This is a genomic window from Marinobacter orientalis (genome assembly GCF_004792665.1).
Taxonomy (GTDB): domain Bacteria; phylum Pseudomonadota; class Gammaproteobacteria; order Pseudomonadales; family Oleiphilaceae; genus Marinobacter; species Marinobacter orientalis.
In genome coordinates this window covers 1,081,044-1,102,811 of sequence record NZ_SRZX01000001.1, presented here as the reverse complement: position 1 = coordinate 1,102,811, position 21,768 = coordinate 1,081,044, and the positions used below count along the sequence as shown (strand labels likewise).

22 protein-coding genes are annotated in these 21,768 nt (G+C 56.5%); 21 read left to right on the top strand and 1 reads right to left on the bottom strand.

Features of this window, described 5'->3' with window-relative positions:
• Positions 1-307 precede the first annotated feature (307 nt).
• From mnmG to DIT72_RS05110, 21 genes are all read left to right on the top strand, one after another.
• Positions 308-2,194 (top strand): tRNA uridine-5-carboxymethylaminomethyl(34) synthesis enzyme MnmG, encoded by a 1,887-nt coding sequence (gene mnmG, locus DIT72_RS05210; protein WP_135954109.1) that lies wholly within the window; start codon positions 308-310, stop codon positions 2,192-2,194.
• A gap of 8 nt (positions 2,195-2,202) precedes the next feature.
• The gene (gene rsmG, locus DIT72_RS05205; RefSeq protein ID WP_135954108.1) at positions 2,203-2,880 is read left to right on the top strand and encodes a 16S rRNA (guanine(527)-N(7))-methyltransferase RsmG; all 678 of its coding nucleotides are present in this window, start codon (positions 2,203-2,205) and stop codon (positions 2,878-2,880) included.
• On the top strand, positions 2,868-3,662 hold the full coding sequence (locus DIT72_RS05200) for a ParA family protein (RefSeq protein ID WP_135954107.1): 795 nt from the start codon (positions 2,868-2,870) through the stop codon (positions 3,660-3,662). The genes rsmG and DIT72_RS05200 overlap by 13 nt, the downstream gene beginning before the upstream one ends.
• 51 nt (positions 3,663-3,713) lie before the next feature.
• Positions 3,714-4,586 carry a ParB/RepB/Spo0J family partition protein gene (locus tag DIT72_RS05195; protein ID WP_135954106.1) on the top strand — a complete coding sequence of 291 codons (873 nt, stop codon included), beginning with the start codon at positions 3,714-3,716 and terminating at the stop codon, positions 4,584-4,586.
• Between the two features lie 237 nt (positions 4,587-4,823).
• Positions 4,824-5,240 (top strand): ATP synthase subunit I, encoded by a 417-nt coding sequence (locus tag DIT72_RS05190; RefSeq protein ID WP_228260730.1) that lies wholly within the window; start codon positions 4,824-4,826, stop codon positions 5,238-5,240.
• Positions 5,241-5,255: 15 nt separating this feature from the next.
• Positions 5,256-6,122 (top strand): F0F1 ATP synthase subunit A, encoded by an 867-nt coding sequence (atpB, locus tag DIT72_RS05185; RefSeq protein WP_135954105.1) that lies wholly within the window; start codon positions 5,256-5,258, stop codon positions 6,120-6,122.
• Between the two features lie 42 nt (positions 6,123-6,164).
• Positions 6,165-6,392 carry a F0F1 ATP synthase subunit C gene (atpE, locus tag DIT72_RS05180; RefSeq protein ID WP_135954104.1) on the top strand — a complete coding sequence of 76 codons (228 nt, stop codon included), beginning with the start codon at positions 6,165-6,167 and terminating at the stop codon, positions 6,390-6,392.
• A 93-nt stretch (positions 6,393-6,485) separates the two neighbouring features.
• On the top strand, positions 6,486-6,956 hold the full coding sequence (locus tag DIT72_RS05175; RefSeq protein ID WP_135954103.1) for a F0F1 ATP synthase subunit B: 471 nt from the start codon (positions 6,486-6,488) through the stop codon (positions 6,954-6,956).
• Between the two features lie 12 nt (positions 6,957-6,968).
• Positions 6,969-7,505 carry a F0F1 ATP synthase subunit delta gene (locus DIT72_RS05170; RefSeq protein ID WP_135954102.1) on the top strand — a complete coding sequence of 179 codons (537 nt, stop codon included), beginning with the start codon at positions 6,969-6,971 and terminating at the stop codon, positions 7,503-7,505.
• A gap of 28 nt (positions 7,506-7,533) precedes the next feature.
• A complete protein-coding gene (atpA, locus tag DIT72_RS05165) occupies positions 7,534-9,078 on the top strand; it encodes a F0F1 ATP synthase subunit alpha (RefSeq protein ID WP_135954101.1) in 1,545 nt (514 codons plus the stop codon).
• Between the two features lie 66 nt (positions 9,079-9,144).
• Complete coding sequence (atpG, locus tag DIT72_RS05160; protein WP_135954100.1) at positions 9,145-10,005, top strand: F0F1 ATP synthase subunit gamma; 861 nt, start codon at positions 9,145-9,147, stop codon at positions 10,003-10,005.
• 55 nt (positions 10,006-10,060) lie between these two features.
• Positions 10,061-11,458 carry a F0F1 ATP synthase subunit beta gene (gene atpD, locus DIT72_RS05155; protein ID WP_135954099.1) on the top strand — a complete coding sequence of 466 codons (1,398 nt, stop codon included), beginning with the start codon at positions 10,061-10,063 and terminating at the stop codon, positions 11,456-11,458.
• Positions 11,459-11,494: 36 nt separating this feature from the next.
• On the top strand, positions 11,495-11,917 hold the full coding sequence (locus tag DIT72_RS05150) for a F0F1 ATP synthase subunit epsilon (RefSeq protein ID WP_135954098.1): 423 nt from the start codon (positions 11,495-11,497) through the stop codon (positions 11,915-11,917).
• Between the two features lie 167 nt (positions 11,918-12,084).
• Complete coding sequence (glmU, locus tag DIT72_RS05145) at positions 12,085-13,452, top strand: bifunctional UDP-N-acetylglucosamine diphosphorylase/glucosamine-1-phosphate N-acetyltransferase GlmU (protein WP_135954097.1); 1,368 nt, start codon at positions 12,085-12,087, stop codon at positions 13,450-13,452.
• 49 nt (positions 13,453-13,501) lie between these two features.
• Positions 13,502-15,334, top strand: a complete 1,833-nt coding sequence (glmS, locus tag DIT72_RS05140) for a glutamine--fructose-6-phosphate transaminase (isomerizing) (protein ID WP_135954096.1) — start codon at positions 13,502-13,504, stop codon at positions 15,332-15,334.
• Positions 15,335-16,131: 797 nt separating this feature from the next.
• Positions 16,132-16,599, top strand: a complete 468-nt coding sequence (locus DIT72_RS05135; protein WP_135954095.1) for an acyl-CoA thioesterase — start codon at positions 16,132-16,134, stop codon at positions 16,597-16,599.
• Between the two features lie 56 nt (positions 16,600-16,655).
• The gene (locus tag DIT72_RS05130; protein WP_135954094.1) at positions 16,656-17,444 is read left to right on the top strand and encodes an SDR family NAD(P)-dependent oxidoreductase; all 789 of its coding nucleotides are present in this window, start codon (positions 16,656-16,658) and stop codon (positions 17,442-17,444) included.
• 127 nt (positions 17,445-17,571) lie between these two features.
• On the top strand, positions 17,572-18,381 hold the full coding sequence (locus DIT72_RS05125; RefSeq protein ID WP_135954093.1) for an enoyl-CoA hydratase family protein: 810 nt from the start codon (positions 17,572-17,574) through the stop codon (positions 18,379-18,381).
• Positions 18,381-19,562: an acyl-CoA dehydrogenase family protein gene (locus DIT72_RS05120; protein ID WP_135954092.1), complete on the top strand. Its 1,182-nt coding sequence runs from the start codon at positions 18,381-18,383 to the stop codon at positions 19,560-19,562. The genes DIT72_RS05125 and DIT72_RS05120 overlap by 1 nt, the downstream gene beginning before the upstream one ends.
• Positions 19,559-19,972 carry an acyl-CoA thioesterase gene (locus DIT72_RS05115; RefSeq protein WP_135954091.1) on the top strand — a complete coding sequence of 138 codons (414 nt, stop codon included), beginning with the start codon at positions 19,559-19,561 and terminating at the stop codon, positions 19,970-19,972. Before DIT72_RS05120 ends, DIT72_RS05115 begins: the two co-directional genes overlap by 4 nt.
• A 17-nt stretch (positions 19,973-19,989) precedes the next feature.
• Positions 19,990-20,382, top strand: coding sequence for a RidA family protein (locus DIT72_RS05110; protein ID WP_135954090.1), 393 nt, complete (start codon positions 19,990-19,992; stop codon positions 20,380-20,382).
• A gap of 85 nt (positions 20,383-20,467) precedes the next feature.
• Here DIT72_RS05110 and DIT72_RS05105 read toward each other — a convergent pair whose 3' ends face one another.
• A complete protein-coding gene (locus DIT72_RS05105) occupies positions 20,468-21,487 on the bottom strand; it encodes an AraC family transcriptional regulator (protein WP_135954089.1) in 1,020 nt (339 codons plus the stop codon).
• Between the last annotated feature and the right edge of the window lie 281 nt (positions 21,488-21,768).

Genomic DNA, 21,768 nt, shown 5'->3' with positions numbered 1-21,768 from the left:
TATGTATTTTGATACTTTTGAAGGCAGCTTCGAATGTGGATAACTTTCTTGAAAAGTTTTCTCAGAACACTTCTACAAGCCCCTGAAATTTTTCGGATTTCGGTTTTCACGTATCTGTGAAACCTTGTGTGGAACTTCAGCCATCGTCCGAATGCTGTGTCAGGGGTTTTCCATGTCATCCAGTCTGGTTAAAATTTGCACATTCTGACTGCAATTTTGCGGGTGAGGCGTTATACTCCCCGCCCTGATTTTCAGGCTGTTTTTTTAGACCCAGAATTTTCTGATACCCGTTTGCCGAGGTGATGTAGTGGATTATCCGACCCGTTTCGATGTGATTGTCATTGGTGGTGGCCATGCCGGCACTGAAGCCGCTTTGGCGGCTGCGCGCATGGGTTCCCGGACCCTGCTGCTGACCCACAACATTGAGACCCTGGGCCAGATGTCCTGTAATCCGGCGATTGGCGGCATTGGCAAGAGCCACCTGGTGAAGGAAATCGACGCCCTCGGTGGTGCCATGGCCATGGCTACCGACAAGGCCGGTATCCAGTTCCGTGTGCTCAATTCCCGCAAGGGCCCGGCTGTTCGTGCGACCCGTGCCCAGGCAGACCGGGTGCTGTACAAGGCGGCCATCCGCGAAATCCTCGAGAACCAGCCCAATCTGACCCTGTTCCAGCAGGCCGCCGACGACCTGATCGTTGAGGGCGAGCGCATTACCGGTGTGGTGACCCAGTCCGGTATCCGTTTCCGGGCACCGACCGTGGTGCTGACCACCGGCACCTTCCTTGGCGGCGTTATCCACATTGGTATGCAGCAGCACTCCGGTGGCCGTGCCGGCGACGCCCCGGCCAATGCCCTGGCCCAGCGCCTGCGGGAGCTGCCGTTCAATGTCGGGCGCCTGAAAACCGGTACCCCGCCCCGTATCGATGCCCGCAGCGTGGATTTTTCCGTGATGCAGGAGCAGTGGGGGGATGATCCGGCTCCGGTGATGTCGTTCCTGGGTTCCCGTGACCAGCATCCCGAGCAGGTGTGCTGCTATGTCACCCGCACCACCGAGCAGACCCACGACATCATCCGCAGCGGCTTCGACCGTTCCCCGATGTTTGCCGGCAACATTGAAGGCATCGGGCCCCGGTATTGCCCATCTATTGAGGACAAGGTCAGCCGCTTTGCGGACAAGGACTCGCACCAGATTTTCGTGGAGCCGGAAGGGCTGACCACCAACGAGCTGTATCCCAACGGTATTTCCACCAGCCTGCCGTTTGATATCCAGCTGGCCGCCGTGCGCACCATTCCGGGCTTCGAGAACGCCCACATTACCCGGCCCGGTTACGCCATCGAGTACGATTTCCTCAATCCCCAGGACCTGCGCCACACCCTGGAAACCAGATTTATCCGGGGCCTGTACTTTGCCGGCCAGATCAATGGCACCACCGGTTACGAAGAAGCCGGTGCCCAGGGCCTGCTTGCGGGCATCAACGCGGCATTGCGGGCCCAGGAGCGGGATGAATGGTATCCCCGCCGTGACGAGGCCTATCTTGGTGTGCTGGTGGATGATCTGATTACCATGGGCACCTCCGAGCCCTACCGCATGTTCACCAGCCGCGCCGAATACCGGCTGATTTTGCGGGAAGACAACGCTGACCTGCGTCTGACCGAAACCGGTCACAGACTGGGGGTTGTGGATGAGCATCGTTGGCAGGCTTTCAATATCAAGCGTGAAGCCATCGCTGCCGAACGCCATCGTCTGGAAACGACCCGCATCCATCCGGGTACCACCGGCGGCGAGGCTGCCAACAGCTTCCTGCGCCAGCCGATGAACCGTGACCAGACCCTGGCGGAACTGCTGCGGCGCCCGGAGATCAACTACAGCCATATTACACAGATGGCCGAAGGGATCGCGGACGATCCGATTGTTGCGGATCAGGTGGAAATCGAAATCAAGTATGAGGGCTATATCTCCCGCCAGACCGACGAAATCGCACGCTTGCGCCGGAACGAGAACACCCGCCTGCCGGACGACATCGATTTTGATGCCATTGGTGGCCTGTCCAACGAGATCAGGCAGAAGCTCAAGGAGGTGCGGCCGGAAACCGTGGCCCAGGCCTCGCGCATTCAGGGTGTAACCCCGGCGGCCATTTCCCAGGTGCTGGTGCATCTCAAGAAGCGCGACCTGCTGCGCAAGCAATCCGCCTGAGTGGGCTCATGAGCGACGCATTGTGGCAACGCCAGCTCTCCCAAGGGCTGGTCGATCTGGATCTGGAGCTGGATAACGCCAGTCAGCAACAGTTGCTGGCGTTTCTGACCCTACTGAACAAGTGGAACCGGGCCTATAACCTCACCGCCGTGCGGGAGCCGCGGGAGATGGTCTCGCGCCAGCTGCTGGACAGCCTCAGCATCCTGCCGTTTGTCACTGCCGATCATCTGCTGGACGTAGGTGCCGGCGGTGGACTGCCGGGTATTCCCCTGGCCATAGCCCTGCCACATAAGCGCTTTACGCTGCTGGACAGTAACAGCAAGAAAACCCGGTTCCTGACCCAGTGCGTTCTGGAACTGGACCTGAAAAACGTGGACATCATTCACGGCCGGGCCGAAAATTGTGATCCTGAAACCCGATACCACCAGATCAGCAGCCGGGCGTTTACTGCACTGGATAATCTTGTTGCCTGGTGCGGACATCTGCTCGCCGATGACGGTGAGTTCCTTGCCATGAAAGGCCAGTTTCCGGATGATGAGGTGGCTGCCTTGCCCGCGGGCTGGCAGGTAACGTCCCGGCATTCGTTATCGGTACCCGGCTCGGATGGCGACCGGCATCTGCTGGTGATCGCCCACGATTCCGGCCATCAGAATTTCACCACAGGAGACCAGTCATGGCGCGTGTGATTGCAGTGACCAATCAGAAAGGCGGTGTTGGCAAAACCACCACCTGCGTCAACCTGGCCGCCTCCCTGGCTGCGACCAGGCGCCGCGTGCTGCTGGTGGATATGGACCCGCAGGGCAACGCCACCATGGGCAGCGGTGTGGACAAGAATGCCCTGGAACGCTCCGGCTATGACATGCTCACCAAACGGGCCACCGCCGCCGAAGTGATTTTCCGGGCGGAAGCGTCCGGTTTTGACATCCTGCCCTCTAATGGTGACCTGACCGCCGCCGAAGTGGAGCTGATGAACGAGATTGGCCGCGAACACCGGCTGCGCCTGGCCCTGAACAAGGTGCGGGAGAATTACGACTACATTCTCATTGATTGCCCGCCGTCCCTCAGCCTGCTTACGGTCAACGCGCTGTCGGCGGCAGATACCGTGCTGATTCCGATGCAGTGTGAGTATTATGCACTGGAAGGTCTGGCGGCACTGATGAATACCGTTGAACAGATCCAGGAAACCGTTAACCCGGACCTGCAGGTGGAAGGCATCCTGCGTACCATGTACGACCCCCGCAACAGCCTGACTCTCGATGTTTCCGGCCAGCTCAGCGAGTTTTTCGGCGACAAGGTTTACAAGGCAGTGATTCCCCGTAACGTACGGCTGGCGGAAGCGCCCAGTTACGGATTGCCGGCGCTGAAATACGATCGCGCGTCCAAGGGCGCCATTGCCTATCTGGCCCTGGCTGGCGAAATGGTTCGCCGGCATGGTTCACAAAAGACATCCGCGGCGGTTGCCGTGTAAACTACCTCTCCTTTGCACACAGATTTTTCATCGGGAAGAATGACAAACACCATGGCGGCGAAGAAACGAGGACTGGGTGAGCGCGGACTGGGCGCTCTGTTGCAGGGCTCCAGGGTCAATCTGGACCAGGAACTGAAGGACCACGACGGTGAGCTGCGGGACGTCCCCATCGATCTCATCCAGCGTGGCCGTTTCCAGCCCCGTCGGGACATGGACCCGGCGGCCCTGCAGGAACTGGCGGACTCCATTCGCCAGCAGGGCGTGATGCAGCCGGTCGTGGTGCGCCCGGTTGCCGAAGGACGCTTCGAGCTCATCGCCGGTGAGCGCCGCTGGCGCGCCACGCAGATGGCGGAACTCGATCGCATCCCTGCCATTATCCGTGATGTACCGGATGATGCCGCGATCGCCATGGCGCTGATCGAGAATATCCAGCGCGAGAACCTCAACCCCATTGAAGAAGCCTTTGCGCTGCAACGACTCCAGGATGAATTCGACCTGACCCAGACGCAGGTTGCCGAAGCGGTGGGCAAGTCCCGAACCACCATCACCAATCTGCTGCGGCTGATCAGCCTGTCCGAAGATGTGCGGGTTATGCTCGAGCACGGGGACCTGGAAATGGGCCATGGTCGCGCAATGCTCACATTGCAGCCGGAGCAGCAGATGCAGGTGGCGAAACAGGTGGTGGCCAAATCCCTGTCCGTGCGCCAGACTGAAGCCCTGGTGCGCCGGGTGCAGCAGGAAATCCCGGGGCGCAGGAAAGCCAAAGGGGAAGTGGATCCCAATATCCGTGCTCTTCAGAACGACCTGGCCGAGCGACTCGGCGCCCGTGTATCTATTGATCACGGCCAGCGTGGAAAAGGCAAACTGGTGATTGAATACACGTCACTGGACGAGCTGGATGGTATTCTCGGCCACATCAAGTAATATCATTGGTCGATAGTGCGAAAGTACTGATATGCCACAAAAACACCACATGTCGTGATGAGAATTGTTAAACAACACAACTTGTGTGATATTGGTGAAATATGTCGTGAAACCTGACTATTTTTCCATCAAATTTTCCCGCCGGTTCTGTTGAACACCCATCGGTTAACACATATAATTTCGCGCGCTTGCATAAACTCCGGGCAGGGTGTGACAGGAAGCAGGTTTCACATACGCATGACCATTTTTCAGGCTGGTTCCATGTCCCCGACCAGAAAGCGTATTAACCGGTTGCCATTTTTGCAGTGGCTGGCAATCGAAACCGGGCTCATTGTCGTGTTGAGCCTTGCCTGGTTTACAGAAAGTCGTTTGGCTGGTTATTCCGCTTTTGTCGGCGGTCTTATTTATGTCATACCAAACGCATACTTTGCCCACCGGATGTACCGGTTTGAGGGAGCGCGGAACGCGCACCTGGTGGTGGGCAACATGTTCAGGGCTGAAACCGTCAAACTGGCCCTGACCGCCGTCTTTTTTGCGGCCGTTTTCATCTTGATGGAGCCTGTACATGTGCCGGCTCTGTTATTCACTTTTGCTGTGATGGTTGTTTTGAGCCCGCTTCTGCGCTGGTTCATCCGACCACAACCACAGCGATGACTGGACGAGAACAGTATGGCAGCTGGTACCCCAGTAGAGTATATAAAGCACCACCTTACCAACCTGACCTATGGCAAGTTGCCGGAAGGTTACGAACGTGCCGACGGCACCGTCGTTGAGGAAGCCACCTGGACCATGGCCCGTAACGGCCAGGAAGCCATGGACATGGGTTTCATGGCGGTCCACGTCGATACCATGGGCTGGTCGATCGCCATGGGTCTGCTTTTCCTCGGCCTGTTCCGGTTCGTGGCAAAAAACGCTACGACAGATACGCCATCGGGCCTGCAGAACTTTGTCGAAATGACCGTCGAGTTCATTCAGAACATCGTGCGCGATGTTTTCCATGGCAAGAACCCGATCATTGCGCCACTGGCCCTGACCATGTTCGTCTGGATCTTCCTGATGAACAGCCTGAAACTGATACCCGTGGATTACATACCTTCCATTGCCCATGCGATGGGGCTGGAATATTTCAAGATCGTGCCCACAACCGATCCCAACGGTACCTTCGGCATTGCCCTTGGCGTATTCCTGCTGATTCTCTTCTACAGCTTCAAGGTAAAAGGTGCTGGCGGTTTCGCCAAAGAACTGTCATTCACACCTTTCAATCACTGGTCTCTGGTACCCTTCAACCTGGTGCTCGAGCTGTTGGGACTGATTATCAAGCCGATCAGCCTGGCATTGCGTCTGTTCGGCAACATGTACGCCGGTGAGGTCATATTTATTCTGATTGCGCTGTTACCCTTGTGGATTCAGTGGTCCCTGAACGTACCCTGGGCCATCTTCCACCTTCTGGTAATTACGTTGCAGGCATTTATCTTTACAACGCTGGCTGTGGTTTACCTCAGCGCCGCGCATGAAGATCACGGACAAGTAACCTAATCAACAAACCCTTAACTATCTGAGAAAACTGAGGAGTCTTAAATGGAAATGGTAATTATGGCAGCCGCACTGATCATCGGACTGGGCGCCCTGGGCGCTGGCATTGGCTTCGGTCTGCTCGGTGGCAAGCTGCTTGAGTCTACCGCTCGCCAGCCAGAACTTGGCAACCAGCTTCAAACCAAGGCTTTCATCATGGCCGGTCTGCTCGACGCCGTTCCCATGATCGGTGTTGGTATCGCGATGTACCTGATCTTCGTTGTAGCTGGTTAATCAGCCGGAAGAGCCGGGTGCTGTTCTCCTAGACTGAGGCCGCGCCCGCTCTACGGACACCGGGACGCAACGAATAGCAAGAGGTACACCGCCGTGAATATAAACCTTACGTTAATAGGGCAAACGATTGCCTTCGCTATTTTCGTCTGGTTCTGCGTCAAATATGTATGGCCCCCCATTACCGGGGCCATGAGCGCGCGCCAGAAGAAAATTGCCGACGGCCTCTCTGCCGCAGATCGGGCTTCCCTCGATCTGGAACTTGCGCAGGAAAAAGCCTCCAAGGAAATGCAGAAAGCGAAAGAAGAATCTGCAGCTCTGATTGACCAGGCTAACAAGCGTGCCGCCCAGATCGTTGAGGCTTCAAAGGATGATGCTCGCAAAGAAGGCGAGAAGATCATCGAACAGGCCCGGGCGGAAATTCAACAGGAGCGTGTTCAGGCTCGTGATGCACTGAGAGCAGAAGTGGCAGCTATTGCCATTGCCGGTGCCGAGAAGATCCTGGAAACCTCTGTAGATGCCAAAGCTCACAGCGAGATGCTGGACAAGCTGGCCGCAGAACTCTAAAAGAGGGTCATCATGGCAGAACTGACTACGTTAGCCCGACCCTACGCGAAAGCCGTTTTTGAGGCTGCGAAGGACCAGGATGCCGTTGATCTGTGGGATCAGGCTCTGGCTTTCGCTGCCCAGGTTGCGGCCAACGAACAGGTAAAGGTCATCCTGGCCAAACCCGGCCTGGCTGAGCAACGCAAGGCGGAGCTTCTCGCTGACTGTTTTGAAGAGCAGCTTCCCGAGGCGCTCAGTAATTTCCTGTCGATTCTTGCTGAAAACAACCGTCTTGCCCTGCTGCCAGCCATATCTGAGCTGTTCAGCCTCTACCGCGCAGATCTCGAACGCACGGTGAAGATGCAGGTAAGCACAGCGTTCGAAATGACAGCCGAGCAGCAGCAGAAGTTGATCGATGCCCTGTCCAGGAAACTGGAGCGCAAGGTCGAACTTGAATCCTCGGTTGATCAGTCGCTGATTGGCGGGGTGGTTATACGTACGGGCGACCTGGTTATCGACGCTTCGGTTCGTGGCAAGTTGGCAAGAATGGCCAACGCCGTGGGCTCCTGATTTCAGCACAAGGTTTGAGGACAAAGGCATGCAGCAACTGAATCCATCCGAGATCAGTGACATCATCAAGAAGAGAATCGAAAAGCTCGATATCTCTTCGGAAGCAAAGAACGAAGGTACCATCCTCTCCGTTTCCGACGGTATCGTGCGTATTCACGGTCTGGCCGATGTTATGTACGGCGAGATGATTGAATTCGAAAACGGCATTTACGGTATGGCACTGAACCTGGAGCGGGACTCCGTCGGTTCCGTGGTACTGGGTGATTACGAAGAGCTGGCCGAGGGCCAGAAAGTCCGTTGTACCGGCCGCATCCTGGAAGTTCCGATTGGTCCGGAACTGCTGGGCCGGGTTGTTGACGGTCTGGGTAACACCATCGATGGCAAGGGCGAACTGGGCAACACCCTCACCGCTCCGGTCGAAAAGGTTGCACCGGGCGTTATCGCGCGTCAGTCGGTTGATGAACCGGTTCAGACCGGTCTTAAAGCCATCGACACCATGGTGCCGATCGGCCGTGGTCAGCGTGAGCTGATCATCGGTGACCGTCAGATTGGTAAGACCGCCGTTGCTATCGACGCGATCATCAATCAGAAGAACACCGGTATCAAGTGTATCTACGTGGCCATTGGCCAGAAGCAGTCTTCCATCGCCGGCGTTGTCCGCAAGCTGGAAGAGCATGGCGCCATGGCTCACACCATTGTGGTTGCGGCCGGCGCTGCTGATCCTGCTGCGATGCAGTTCCTGGCTCCGTATTCCGGTACGTCCATGGGTGAATACTTCCGTGACCGTGGCGAAGACGCACTGATCATCTACGATGATCTGTCCAAGCAGGCTGTGGCCTATCGCCAGATTTCCCTGCTGCTGCGCCGTCCACCGGGCCGTGAAGCCTATCCGGGTGACGTATTCTACCTGCACTCCCGTCTGCTGGAGCGTGCCTCCCGGATTAATGCCGACGAGGTTGAAAAGCTCACCAACGGTGAAGTGAAAGGCAAGACCGGCTCTCTGACCGCGTTGCCGATCATTGAAACCCAGGCCGGTGACGTTTCGGCATTCGTACCGACCAACGTGATCTCCATTACCGACGGTCAGATCTTCCTGGAAACCAACCTGTTCAACTCCGGTATCCGTCCGGCGATGAACGCCGGTATCTCCGTATCCCGGGTTGGTGGCTCCGCCCAGACCAAGATCATGAAGAAGCTCGGCGGTAACATCCGTCTGGCTCTCGCCCAGTACCGTGAGCTGGCGGCATTCGCCCAGTTCGCCTCGGACCTGGACGAAGCGACCCGGAACCAGCTGGAGCACGGTCAGCGCGTTACCGAGCTGATGAAGCAGAATCAGTACAGCCCCATGACCGTTGCGGAAATGGGTACCGTACTGTTCGCAGCTAACGAAGGCTTCCTGGACGATGTCGAGGTGAACAACGTGGTCAAATTCGAAGCGCAGCTGCTTGACTGGATGCGTGCCGAACAGAAAGACCTGCTCGACAAGATCGGTGAAGAAGGCAGGTTCGATGACGATATTGCCGCCGGCCTCAAAGCTGCTCTGGAGAAATTCAAGACCACTCAAAGCTGGTAAGCCCGGGGCCCGCCGCGGCGGGCCTGTTGGTCCACATGAGTGTCTAACTTGAAAAGGCAGTGACTTATGGCCGTCGGAAAAGAAATACGTAACCAGATCGGAAGCATCAAGAGCACGCAGAAGATTACCAGCGCCATGGAAATGGTGGCTGCAAGCAAAATGCGTAAGGCTCAGGATCGCATGAAGGCCACGCGGCCCTATGCCGAAAAGATGCGTCAGGCAATCGGACATATTGCCAAATCCAACAAGGATTACGTGCATCCGTTCATGAAAGAGCGTGACGTCAATCGTGTCGGTTACATCGTGGTGTCCTCGGATCGGGGACTCTGTGGTGGTCTGAACACCAATGCGTTCAAGCTGCTTGTCCGTGAAATGCGTGCATGGAAAGAAGAAGGTGTAGAGACCGATATCTGCGCCATCGGGCAAAAGGGTGCCTCGTTCTTCCGCAGTTACGGCGGAAACGTGGTTGCGGCACTGACTCATATCGGCGACAGCCCGAGTGCTGAGAAGCTGATTGGTAACGTCAAGGTCATGCTCGATTCGTTTGAGGAAGGCAAGATTGACCGCCTTTATGTCATCTATAACGAGTTCGTGAACACCATGACCCAGCAGCCGGTCGCAGAGCAGCTTCTGCCCCTGCCAGAAGACAATGATGAAGAAATCGGTCACCAGTGGGATTACATCTACGAGCCGGATTCCCGCCCCATCCTTGATGGGTTGTTGCCACGTTATATCGAATCCCAGGTTTATCAGGGCGTGGTAGAGAATCTGGCCTGCGAGCAGGCCGCTCGGATGATTGCCATGAAGAGCGCGACAGATAACGCTGGCGAAATCATTAACGAACTCCAGCTGGCGTACAACAAGGCGCGTCAGGCAGCCATTACGCAAGAAATTTCGGAGATTGTGAGCGGCGCGGCTTCGGTCTGATCCGGCGCACAATCCTACTGGTTTTATTGACTATCAAGATAACGAGGAACCGAGCATGAGTAGCGGACATATCGTTCAGATCATAGGCGCGGTTATCGACGTGGAATTTCCACGTGACTCCGTTCCGGGCGTTTACGACGCACTGCTGCTTGAAGGTGGTGAGACAACTCTGGAAGTCCAGCAACAGCTGGGCGACGGGATTGTACGTACCATCGCAATGGGCAGCACCGAAGGCCTCAAGCGTGGCCTGAAAGCAGACAATACCAACAAGCCGATTTCGGTACCCGTGGGCACCCAGACTCTGGGTCGTATCATGGACGTACTGGGCCGTCCGATTGACGAACAGGGCGAGATCGGTGAAGAAGAGCGTTGGGCGATTCACCGCAAGGCACCCAGCTATGCGGATCAGGCAGCGTCTGCCGATCTGCTGGAAACCGGCATCAAGGTTATCGACCTGATCTGCCCGTTCGCCAAGGGTGGTAAAGTCGGTCTGTTCGGCGGTGCCGGCGTAGGCAAGACCGTTAACATGATGGAGCTGATCAACAACATCGCCAAAGAGCACTCCGGCCTCTCCGTATTCGCCGGTGTCGGTGAGCGGACGCGGGAAGGTAACGACTTCTACTATGAAATGAAGGAGTCCAACGTTCTCGATAAGGTCGCGATGGTTTACGGCCAGATGAACGAGCCTCCCGGAAACCGTCTGCGGGTGGCCCTGACCGGCCTGACCATCGCGGAGAAATTCCGTGACGAGGGCCGTGATGTACTGTTGTTCATTGACAACATCTACCGTTACACACTGGCCGGTACCGAGGTATCCGCACTGCTTGGCCGTATGCCGTCCGCGGTAGGTTATCAGCCCACACTGGCCCAGGAAATGGGTGAGCTGCAGGAGCGTATTACTTCCACCAAGACCGGTTCGATCACGTCTATCCAGGCGGTCTACGTACCGGCGGACGACCTGACTGACCCGTCGCCGGCAACCACCTTCTCGCACCTGGATGCTACTGTGGTACTGAGCCGTGACATCGCTTCCAAGGGTATCTACCCGGCGATCGATCCGCTCGACTCCACCTCCCGCCAGCTTGATCCACTGGTGATTGGCGAGCAGCACTATGACGTTGCCCGCGGTGTTCAGAACGTACTGCAGCGTTATAAAGAGCTGAAAGACATCATCGCGATCCTGGGTATGGACGAACTGTCGGAAGAAGACAAACTGACCGTATCCCGCGCTCGTAAGATCGAACGCTTCCTGTCCCAGCCGTTCCACGTTGCCGAGGTATTTACCGGTTCTCCGGGTAAGTACGTGTCTCTGAAAGAGACCATCGCCAGCTTTGAAGGTATCCTGAACGGCGAGTACGATGAAATGCCCGAGCAGGCTTTCTACATGTGCGGCGGCATTGAGGAAGTGATCGAGAAGGCGAAGGCAATGAAAGAGAAGGAAAGCAAGAAGTAAGACTTTCTTCTCTTTCAGACCCAAGAGGCATCAAAAATGGCTATGACTGTACATTGTGACGTCGTAAGTGCCGAGGAACAGATATACTCCGGACTGGTAGAGATGCTGATCGCTACCGGTACCGAGGGTGAAATGGGTATACAGCTGGGCCATGCTCCGTTGCTGACCGAGCTCAAACCCGGTTCAGTACGGATCATCAAGCAGGATGGAAAAGAGGAAATTCTGTACGTTTCAGGTGGCTACCTGGAAGTTCAGCCCAACCTCATCACCCTGATGGCTGACACCGCTATTCGCGCCAAGGATGTGGACGAAGCAGCGGCACTGGAAGCCCAGAAAGAAGCTGAAAAGGCACTGGCAAACAAGACAGGCGAGTTTGAATACTCCCGTGCCGCAGCCGAGCTGGCAGAAGCTGCCGCTCAGTTGCGTACGCTTCAGAAGCTGCGTAAGAACGTTCGCTGAAACCGGTTACACCCGGAACCTGCGTATCGGCAGCCGTTCGCCTGACAAGAGCCGCATCCTGAAACGGATGACCCGCCGGAATCTTTCCGGAGCGTCATTTGCAAGGGAAGCGGCTTTTTTTGTTCAATACATTCAAACCCGCCACCAGCCCGGAGCATGGTATCCCTATGACATCCCTGCACGTTGTAATTCTGGCCGCCGGCCAGGGCTCCCGCATGAAATCCGCCCTGCCCAAGGTTCTTCACCGCATTGCCGGAAAGCCAATGCTGCATCACGTTATGGACACGGCCCGTAAACTGGGCGCTGAGGGCATTCATGGTGTCATCGGGCACGGTGCCGATGACGTCAAGGCACTCACCCCGGCGGAGGATGTACAATGGGCGTTGCAGGAGCAGCAACTCGGTACCGGCCATGCGGTTGCCCAGGCGCTGCCGGCATTACCTGACGATGCACGGGTGTTGATTCTCTACGGCGATGTACCACTGACTCGAGCGGAAACCCTCGAGAACCTGGTCGACAAGGTCAGTGAGGACTCACTCGGGCTTTTGACTGTCACCCTTGATGACCCGGACGGCTACGGACGCATTCTTCGCAATGGTGCCGGCCAGGTAACAGCCATTGTGGAGCAGAAAGACGCCACGGAGGCGCAGAAAGCGGTCACCGAGGTGAATACCGGCATCCTTGCCGTGTCCGCACGCCACCTCAAGGACTGGTTGCCGCAACTGTCCAACAGCAACGCCCAGGGCGAATACTACCTCACCGATATCATTGCCATGGCGGCCGACAGAGACGTGGCTATTTCCGTGGCACAACCCGCCAATGCCTACGAGGTGCAGGGCGTGAATAATCGGCTGCAGCTGGCGGAACTGGAACGGTGGTATCAGCGTCAGGAGGCCAACCGCCTGATGACCGAGGGTGCCACCCTGGCGGATCCGTCCAGGATAGACGTTCGTGGCAACCTGACGGTAGGCCAGGATGTGCTGATCGATGTCAATGTGGTCTTCGAGGGAGCGGTCACCCTCGCCGATAATGTCAGTATCGGTCCCAACTGTGTGATCCGCGATGCCACCATTGGCCCCGGTACCCGTGTCGAAGCCAGTTCCGTAATCGATGGCGCGGAGATTGGCGGTGGCGCCCAGGTCGGGCCGTTTGCGCGGCTGCGGCCCGGTACCAGGCTGGCTGATCAAACCAGGGTGGGCAACTTCGTGGAAACCAAGAAGGCGGAGGTAGGTGAAGGCAGCAAGATCAATCACCTCAGCTATGTGGGCGACGCCCTACTCGGCCGTAATGTGAATGTCGGTGCAGGAACCATCACCTGCAATTATGATGGAGTGAACAAGTACCGGACGGTGATAGGCGACGGTGTCTTCGTGGGCTCAAATACCTCTCTGGTGGCACCGGTCTCACTGGCAGACAATGTGACTATTGGTGCCGGATCGACCATCACCCGTGACGTAGAGACAGGCGAACTGGCGGTGGCCCGCGGGCGCCAGCGTAATATCGACAACTGGCAACGCCCGGTGAAAAAAGACTGATTCGAAAGCCCGGAAAGGCTTCAGTACATTCAGAACAGGTGACAGGTTTATGTGTGGAATTGTAGGTGCAGTATCGGAAAGGGATGTTCAGGGTATTTTGCTTGAGGGACTGCGCCGCCTTGAGTACCGGGGTTATGATTCAGCGGGCATGGCCGTTATCGACAGCAGGCATGCCATAAACCGGGCGCGGGAAGTGGGCAAGGTTGCGGCCCTGGCCGAGGTTATTAGCGGGGAAGGCCTGGAGGGCACTGCCGGTATCGCCCATACCCGTTGGGCAACTCATGGTGAGCCGTCACAAATCAACGCCCACCCGCACATGTCCGGCGAGCGCCTGGCGATCGTTCACAACGGTATTATCGAGAATTACCAGGAACTGCGGGAAGAACTGAAAGCGGAAGGCTTTGAATTCACCTCCCAGACCGATACTGAAGTGGTCGTGCACCTGATCGAAAAACAGTACCGCGTGAGCAAAAGCCTCTATCAGGCGGTCAGCACTGCTATTGAGCGTTTGCGCGGTGCCTACGCCCTGGCCGTGATCCACGCCGACGAGCCGGATCACATGGTGGTTTGCCGTGAGGGCAGTCCGCTGGTGGTGGGTGTGGGTATTGGCGAGAATTTCATCGCCTCCGACCAGTTGGCGCTGACGCCGGTGACCGACCGTTTCATGTTTCTGGAAGAGGGCGACATTGCCGATATCCGCCGCGACAGCATCGAGATTCACGACCGCGACAAACAACTGGTCGAGCGGGCGATCACCCGTTTCGAACACAGCTCCGATGCCGCCGAAAAAGGTGAGTACCGCCACTTCATGCTCAAGGAAATCCACGAGCAGCCCCGGGTCATTCGCGCCACCACCGAAGGCCGCATAACCAATACCCGCGTGCTGGAACAGGCTCTGGGCACCCAGGCCGGCAATCTGCTGGAGAACGTGCGCCATGTCCAGATCATCGCCTGTGGCACCAGTTACCACGCGGGTCTGGTGGCACGCTACTGGATTGAAGACCTGGCTGGCGTGCCCTGCTCCGTCGAGGTAGCCTCCGAGTTCCGCTACCGCAAACACGTTATCCAGCCCGATACCCTGTTTCTGTGCATCTCCCAGTCCGGCGAAACCGCTGATACCCTGGCCGCCCTGCGCCAGGCCAAGAAAGCCGGCTTCCGCGCCGCCATGGCTATCTGCAATGTACCGGGCAGTTCCCTGGTGCGGGAATCCGACCTGGTCATCATGACCCAGGCCGGCCCCGAGATCGGTGTGGCGTCTACCAAGGCGTTCACCACCCAGCTAACCGCATTGCTGATCTTCACCCTGGCGCTGGCTCGTCATAACGGCCTTGAAGAAGCACGGGAAACGGAAATTGTTGAAGCCATCCGCCTGATTCCCGGGCAGGTCGAGCAGGTGCTGGCACTGGATGCCGAGATCGTCGAACTGTCGAAATCGTTCATGGACAAGTTCCACAGCCTGTTCCTGGGCCGCGGCGCCATGTTCCCGGTGGCACTCGAGGGCGCGCTGAAGCTCAAGGAAATCTCCTACATCCACGCCGAAGCCTACCCGGCCGGTGAGCTCAAGCACGGTCCTCTTGCGCTGGTGGACGGTGACATGCCGGTGGTGACGGTGGCCCCGAACAACGAGCTGCTGGAAAAGTTGAAGTCCAACCTGGAGGAAGTCCGCGCCAGGGGCGGCGAGTTGTTTGTATTTGCCGACCAGGCCGCCGACGTGAAGGCGCAGGAGGGCATCCACGTGATGTCGCTGCCGTCGGTACACCCGATTACGTCGCCGATTGTCTATACCGTGCCCCTGCAGCTGCTGTCCTACCATGTGGCAGTACTCAAAGGCACCGATGTGGACCAGCCCCGCAATCTGGCTAAAAGCGTTACGGTGGAGTAAGTATTTGATCATAAATTATTTTTCGGTTTATAAAAGACTTTAATGTTTGATTGCTTACATTAAAGGTTGATGAGAATGGCCTCCGGTGATTCTCGACCGCGCGGAACGGCGGTTTTTTTAGGATGGGACACGTCCGCACTATTTGCACAGATACACATTCGTACTGCCAACATTATCCAGTTGGAGGGGCAACCTCCGCCTCCAGCTGAATCCATGGGAATTGCTGTGTAGCGATGGTTTGCGTTCAATAATACGAATGTCACCGAAAGTCTTTGGGTCCTTATTGGCCGGCGTTGCCGCACTGGGAGAACGGCGTGGAGATTGTGAAGTAAGACCTATCGCCAAGCTTCAACTCGATAGTCCTGAGTCCTGATCATTGGGCCAGACCCATCAAGATTCCTGTCAATTGTAAATAATCCACCCAGACTTATTGTCGACACAACTGCGCCGTATTTACTTTTTACAAGTTCCCGACTCCAGGGCTCAGCTAGCTCAGTGTGACCAATATAGAATACTGACCGAGTATTACCCTCCCCGCAAAACTCCGCATGATCCCTACGCCTGAGACGGGAGCTTCCGGTTCCCCGGAAAGCTCTGAGTTTTCTGCCATCAATACTATCTTCTCAAGGCTGTCTGCAAGATTCATCAATTAGATCCTTTCAGTACATATAATCAATGAATAAATATTTTATACTTGAAGTAACACGGAGGCGGTGCTATGTTTTCTCTCACATACGTGGCGGCAATCGCAGTCTTAGGATTGAGACCGCCGAAAAAAAGAGAAAGGTGAGGGACGGATGTCTGTCTTCGTGAGCCGGCTAAAATTACGTTCCAGTCACTGCGGGCCGAGTGGAAAATTGCAGGTAAGTCGCTATTTCGAACTGGTCAACAGGGTGGTCGAGGAGTGGTTCGGAGGTCCGCTAGACTTTTCCTTTGCCGCTATGCACGACGGCACTCGTCAGGTGGGAATCCCAACTGTCCGGCTGGAGCTTGAGGTGGGGCAGGTGGTCAGTCTCGGCGAAGAGTTGCGTCTTTCACTTCAGTTGGTTCGTGCTGGGCGCAGCTCCATCGAACTGATAGTTATCGCCGATTGTGAAGAACAGGCCCGGTTTAATGCAAAGGTCGTTCTTGTTCTGACGGATACCTCCGGCGTGCAATTACGCGGGCTGGAGATTCCGCCAGCCCTCAGGGAGGCCATGAATGACTATTTGGTGGATAGCTCTCTATCGGGCAACACTGCCGTGACCGCAGGAACGGAGGCTTAGCGGGCTAACCCGTCAGTCAGCGTTCTTCGTGATTAAAAAACAGAGGCAATTGAGGCATGAAAAAGAGCGCGATCTCTTCAGGCACTGATTTACAAAATCTACACGCAGTGGTTACCGGCGGTGGAACAGGCATAGGCGCTGAAATAGCTGTCCGCCTTGCCGAGCTGGGGATGCGCGTGACAGTAATGGGGCGCCGACAAGATCCGCTTGAGACCACCTGCGCCCGGTTGGGGGAAGCGCAGGCCGTCTGTGTCGACATAAGCGATCCGGACTCAGTAAAGGCTGCTTTTACCAGCGCGGTTAATCATTTCGGTCCGGTGAGTGTGCTGGTAAACAATGCCGGTAACGCAGTCAGTGCTCCCTTTGAAAAGATCGCGCTTGGGGATTGGCAGACCGTGCTGGCGGTTAATCTCACCGGTACCTTCTTATGTACTCAACAGGTACTGAGCGGCATGCGCGAAAAGGGGTGGGGTCGCGTAATCAATATTGCGAGCAGTGCTGGCCTTAAGGGATACAGCCATGTGGCAAGCTATTGTGCCGCAAAACACGGGATCATTGGCCTGACACGCTCGCTTGCGCTGGAGGTTGCCCGGGATGGAATAACCATTAACTCCGTTTGTCCCGGTTATACCGATACCGAGATGATGAACCAGGCTCTTAATAATATTGTTGAGAAAACTGGCCGCACCCGCGAAGAGGCACTGAAACAGCTAACCAGGCTCAACCCCCAGGGTCGGCTGGTTCAGCCGGCGGAAGTTGCTGCAGCAGTGAGTTGGCTGTGCCTTCCCAACTCTGATGCGATGACGGGTCAGTCCATTCCCGTAGCTTGCGGTGAGGTTATGTAATGAGGCTGGCCTCCGGATCACTGCGCTGGCAGCCCGAGTGTGATTCCAGCCTGCCCGACTGAGCGGTGATTCGTGCGCTCCTGACACGCCTGACTGTTGATGATGATGACAATAAAAGGATCAGAAAATGAAGCTTAAAGATTACCAGGCTAATCATTTCTGCTGGCGCACTGAAGGCGAGGTTGGAATGATTTCCCTTAATCGGCCAGAGCGCAAAAACCCACTCACTTTCGATTCCTATGCCGAGTTGCGGGATCTGTTCCGGAACCTGGTCTACGCCGATGACATCAAGGCAATCGTCATCAACGGTGAGGGCGGTAATTTCTGCTCCGGCGGCGATGTCCATGAGATTATCGGTCCTCTGACAAAGTGCGATATGAAGGAGCTGTTGGAGTTCACCCGTATGACCGGTGATCTGATCAAGGCGATGCGAGCCTGTCCCCAGCCCGTTATTGCCGCAATAGATGGAGTCTGCGCCGGTGCCGGGGCCGCTATTGCCATGGCCGCCGACATCCGGCTGGGCACTCCTCTGGCCAAGGTTGCCTATCTGTTCACCCGGGTAGGATTGGCCGGCTGTGACATGGGGGCCTGTGCGATGCTACCCCGTATCATCGGGCAGGGACGCGCTACAGAGCTGCTGCTTACCGGACGCTCAATGACGGCCAATGAAGGCGAGCGCTGGGGCTTTTTTAATCGCCTTTGTGATCCTGCGGAAGTTCAGGGCGAGGGTCTCTCGGTTGCAAAGCGTCTCCTGGAAGGGCCAACGTTCGCTCACGGTATAACAAAGACGATGTTGAACCAGGAGTGGAATATGGGCCTGGAGCAGGCCATCGAATCGGAGGCCCAGGCACAGGCGCTGTGCATGCAGGCTCAGGACTTCCATCGCGCCTACCAGGCCTTTGCCAACAAGCAGAAACCAGTGTTCGAGGGTAACTGATGAGCGACAAGACCTTTTTAGACTGGCCATTTCTTGAGGATCGTCACCGCGAGCTTTCGGCTGAGGTTGAGACTTGGGCGGACAAGCATCTTCAGCATATAAGCCATGACGACGTGGATACCAGTTGCCGGCAGCTTGTCCGTGACCTGGGACGCGGGGGTCTGCTTCGGCACTGTGTGGCTGAAGGTGTTGAGGGTCGACTTGATGTTCGTAGCCTGTGCCTGATCCGTGAGACGCTTGCCCGGCATGAAGGGTTGGCAGATTTTGCGTTTGCGATGCAGGGACTGGGTACCGGCGCGCTGTCGTTGTTTGGCACCCGTTCTCAGCAGGAAGAATTCCTGCCGGGCGTTCGGTCGGGTGAGAGAATCGCAGCTTTCGCCCTGTCGGAGCCTGAGGCTGGATCTGACGTCAGTGCGCTAGCAACGACTGCCCGCCTGGACGGCGATGAATACGTCCTCAATGGAACCAAGATGTGGATCTCCAATGGGGGGATCGCCGACACCTACACCGTGTTTGCACGAACAGGTGACGCACCGGGGGCAAAAGGCCTCTCTGCGTTCATCGTAGATGCAGCTACACCGGGTTTCTCGGTGCCTGAGCGCATCGATCTGATCGCCCCCCATCCACTTGGGCGTCTGCAATTCGATGACTGCCGGGTCCCCCGGGAGAACATGATCGGTGAGTCCGGAATGGGCTTCAAGATTGCGATGGCAACCTTGGACGTATTCCGTTCTACGGTGGGCGGGGCCGCTCTGGGCTTTGCCCGGCGAGCAATGGACAGAGCGCTGGGTCATACCTCTCAGCGCTATCTGTTCGGTGCTCCACTGGCCGATATGCAAATGACTCAGGCCAAGCTCGCTGACATGGCTATGGGCATCGATGCCAGCGCCCTTCTGATCTATCGCGCTGGATGGGCAAAGGACTGCCTGGGTCAACGAATCTCACGCGAGGCTGCTATGGCCAAGCTGCATGCCACTGAGATGGCCCAGCAGGTTATTGATGCTGCCCTGCAGTTACATGGCGGTCTTGGTGTTGTGTCCGGTGAACCCGTGGAGAAGCTGTATCGCGAAATTCGTGCACTGCGGATTTATGAGGGCGCCTCAGAGGTACAGCAGCAGATTATCGCCAAACAGACCCTGGCAGCCTTCCGTTCATCTACGCCTTCAGCGGTAGCGAAATGAGCTTTCAGACACTGCGCAGCGTGAAATTTCAGGACTGCGATCCGGCGGGGATTGTGTTCTATCCACGCTATTTTGAAATGCTTGACGAAGCTGTAGAAGACTGGTTGCTTCAGGCGGGCACATGGCACTACCCGTCAGACGGCAATGCCTTCGAAGCCGGGCCTCAGATAGCCCGGATCGAGGTTGAATTTCATCGCCCCAGTCGACTCGGAGACCAACTGGTCTTTGAGCTGCGGCTTCAGGGATTCGACGAGCGGCGAATGAAAATAAGTGCTTCCGTTTTTTCCGGAAATGAGCAGCGCCTGAGGGCATTTCTGGATCTGGGTTGGACAGGTAATGAGAGGTCTGAGGGTGGGGCTCGGTTGCCCTCCCTACTGCAGCATAAGCTTGCCAGGACTATTGACGCTTAACATCTAGGAGACATGATATGCAGATACTGAATCCGCCGCACTGGAAACGCCCGAAAGGTTATTCAAATGGTATTGCCGCCCAAGGCCAGCTAGTGGTGACCGGAGGCATAGTGGGCTGGGATGAGACCGAGACCTTTAAAAGCAGCGATTTTATCGATCAGCTGCGCCAGACCCTGCAGAATATTCTGACTATTCTTCAGGAGGCGGATGCCGGCCCCGAGCATATTGTGCGCCTGACCTGGTATGTGGTCGATAAACAGGAGTACCTCTCCCGACTCAACGAGGTTGGACGAGTCTACCGTGATGTTATAGGCCGTCACTTTCCTGCAATTGCCATGGTGCAGGTCGCCGGCTTGGTTGAAGAAGAAGCGAAAATGGAAATAGAGGCGACTGCCGTTGTGCCTGACTGATTGCTGCTGGTGTTGTCTTGGGCGAATCCTGTCTTACCTTTCGCATTATTCGCCACTGCCCCTGTCCTCTGCACAGGGGCTTTTTTTACTGGGTGCTCAGGCCCTGGTTTCGTCGGGTGTCCCTGGGCGATTCACCGAAGACCTTTCGGTAATTGAGGCTGAAGCGGCCCATATGAGTAAAGCCCCATCGCATGGCGATGTCGGTGATCGAAGCCCCGCTGTTATCTGCCAAAAGATCTTGCCTGACTCTCTGTAACCGCACCTGTCGCAGGTACTCCATGGGGCTCTGTCGACGAAAATCGTGGAAGCCGGCATAAAGGGTTCTCAGGCTGACATTGGCCAATGCTGCCAACTGTGCTGGTGTGAGAGCCCTGTCGGCATGGGCGTCAATATATTCCTCCACCTGCTTGACGTGGCGGGGTGCGAGTCGTTTGTCCTCCCGACGCAGCGTTTCGCTGTAGTTGTGAGGCTGTGTCGTCAGTAACGTATGGATGATCAGCTGTTCGAGCTGGGGTGCAATCAATGGATCCTGATAGATCTCCGGTGATCCTTCGATTAACTGAGTGATATAGGTGATCAGGTTGAACCAGCCAGGTGTGTCGCGCCAGCGCAGCTCTGGATGAAAACGCAGTGCCTCACGCAGGGGGCGTCCCAGAATCTGGCTGCAGATCTGCTCCAGTGCAGTGCGATCGATGCGTAGCATCAACTGATCACAGTCATTACTCCAGTGCATCCTCAGGCGTGCCGTAGGATTGAGTACCGATGCCAGGCCCTGTCCGGAGATCACACTTTCGGTGTCGCTGTCGATCTGGGCCTGTCCCTCGAGTGGCATCTGGATCAGATAGAAGCGCTCGAGGTGCTCGGGATCGATGCGCACATCACAGCCATAGGCAAGGCGGCTATAAGAGACTTGGCCCAGAGGGACCGAATGGAGGCGGGCGGCCAGGCGGCCACCGCTGCTGAGCGGTTCCAGTTGATGTGGTTTGAAGACATTGGCCACACCCTCCCTCACTTCTTCCACTGTCGTCGAGCTGAACACCAGGCTCCGGTTGCCCTTCATCAGGGCCCGCTTCAGCCAGTCAGGTAGCGACTTTCGTGCTGCCATGGAGACCTCACTTGTTGTTGTTATGCATCAGCGTATACCGATGAGCCTCTGAGTATAGAAGACGAATTTCTTGACTTGGGTGCTGGAAAACCACTTTCTGCACTGAGCGGATAGTGGCTGCATCCAGCGGATCGTCCTGTGCCTGACCGGTCACCTATGGTAGTGGCGTGGATTTCCTCAATGAATCGCCAATAACAACAACCGGAGGCACCAGTATGGGTAATTCCATCGATATCAAGGCCGCAGATAACAGCGGCACCATCAGCGACACTCCCCACTCT

Coding starts and splice junctions, on each gene's coding strand:
- atpE (WP_135954104.1), top strand. CDS start 6,165: ATGGAAATGGTAATTATGGCAGCCGCACTGATCATCGGACTGGGCGCC.
- DIT72_RS05120 (WP_135954092.1), top strand. CDS start 18,381: ATGAGCGACAAGACCTTTTTAGACTGGCCATTTCTTGAGGATCGTCAC.
- atpB (WP_135954105.1), top strand. CDS start 5,256: ATGGCAGCTGGTACCCCAGTAGAGTATATAAAGCACCACCTTACCAAC.
- atpG (WP_135954100.1), top strand. CDS start 9,145: ATGGCCGTCGGAAAAGAAATACGTAACCAGATCGGAAGCATCAAGAGC.
- atpA (WP_135954101.1), top strand. CDS start 7,534: ATGCAGCAACTGAATCCATCCGAGATCAGTGACATCATCAAGAAGAGA.
- DIT72_RS05200 (WP_135954107.1), top strand. CDS start 2,868: ATGGCGCGTGTGATTGCAGTGACCAATCAGAAAGGCGGTGTTGGCAAA.
- DIT72_RS05195 (WP_135954106.1), top strand. CDS start 3,714: ATGGCGGCGAAGAAACGAGGACTGGGTGAGCGCGGACTGGGCGCTCTG.
- DIT72_RS05190 (WP_228260730.1), top strand. CDS start 4,824: ATGACCATTTTTCAGGCTGGTTCCATGTCCCCGACCAGAAAGCGTATT.
- glmU (WP_135954097.1), top strand. CDS start 12,085: ATGACATCCCTGCACGTTGTAATTCTGGCCGCCGGCCAGGGCTCCCGC.
- DIT72_RS05130 (WP_135954094.1), top strand. CDS start 16,656: ATGAAAAAGAGCGCGATCTCTTCAGGCACTGATTTACAAAATCTACAC.
- rsmG (WP_135954108.1), top strand. CDS start 2,203: ATGAGCGACGCATTGTGGCAACGCCAGCTCTCCCAAGGGCTGGTCGAT.
- glmS (WP_135954096.1), top strand. CDS start 13,502: ATGTGTGGAATTGTAGGTGCAGTATCGGAAAGGGATGTTCAGGGTATT.
- DIT72_RS05115 (WP_135954091.1), top strand. CDS start 19,559: ATGAGCTTTCAGACACTGCGCAGCGTGAAATTTCAGGACTGCGATCCG.
- DIT72_RS05170 (WP_135954102.1), top strand. CDS start 6,969: ATGGCAGAACTGACTACGTTAGCCCGACCCTACGCGAAAGCCGTTTTT.
- DIT72_RS05135 (WP_135954095.1), top strand. CDS start 16,132: ATGTCTGTCTTCGTGAGCCGGCTAAAATTACGTTCCAGTCACTGCGGG.
- DIT72_RS05110 (WP_135954090.1), top strand. CDS start 19,990: ATGCAGATACTGAATCCGCCGCACTGGAAACGCCCGAAAGGTTATTCA.
- DIT72_RS05150 (WP_135954098.1), top strand. CDS start 11,495: ATGGCTATGACTGTACATTGTGACGTCGTAAGTGCCGAGGAACAGATA.
- DIT72_RS05105 (WP_135954089.1), bottom strand. CDS start 21,487: ATGGCAGCACGAAAGTCGCTACCTGACTGGCTGAAGCGGGCCCTGATG.
- DIT72_RS05125 (WP_135954093.1), top strand. CDS start 17,572: ATGAAGCTTAAAGATTACCAGGCTAATCATTTCTGCTGGCGCACTGAA.
- atpD (WP_135954099.1), top strand. CDS start 10,061: ATGAGTAGCGGACATATCGTTCAGATCATAGGCGCGGTTATCGACGTG.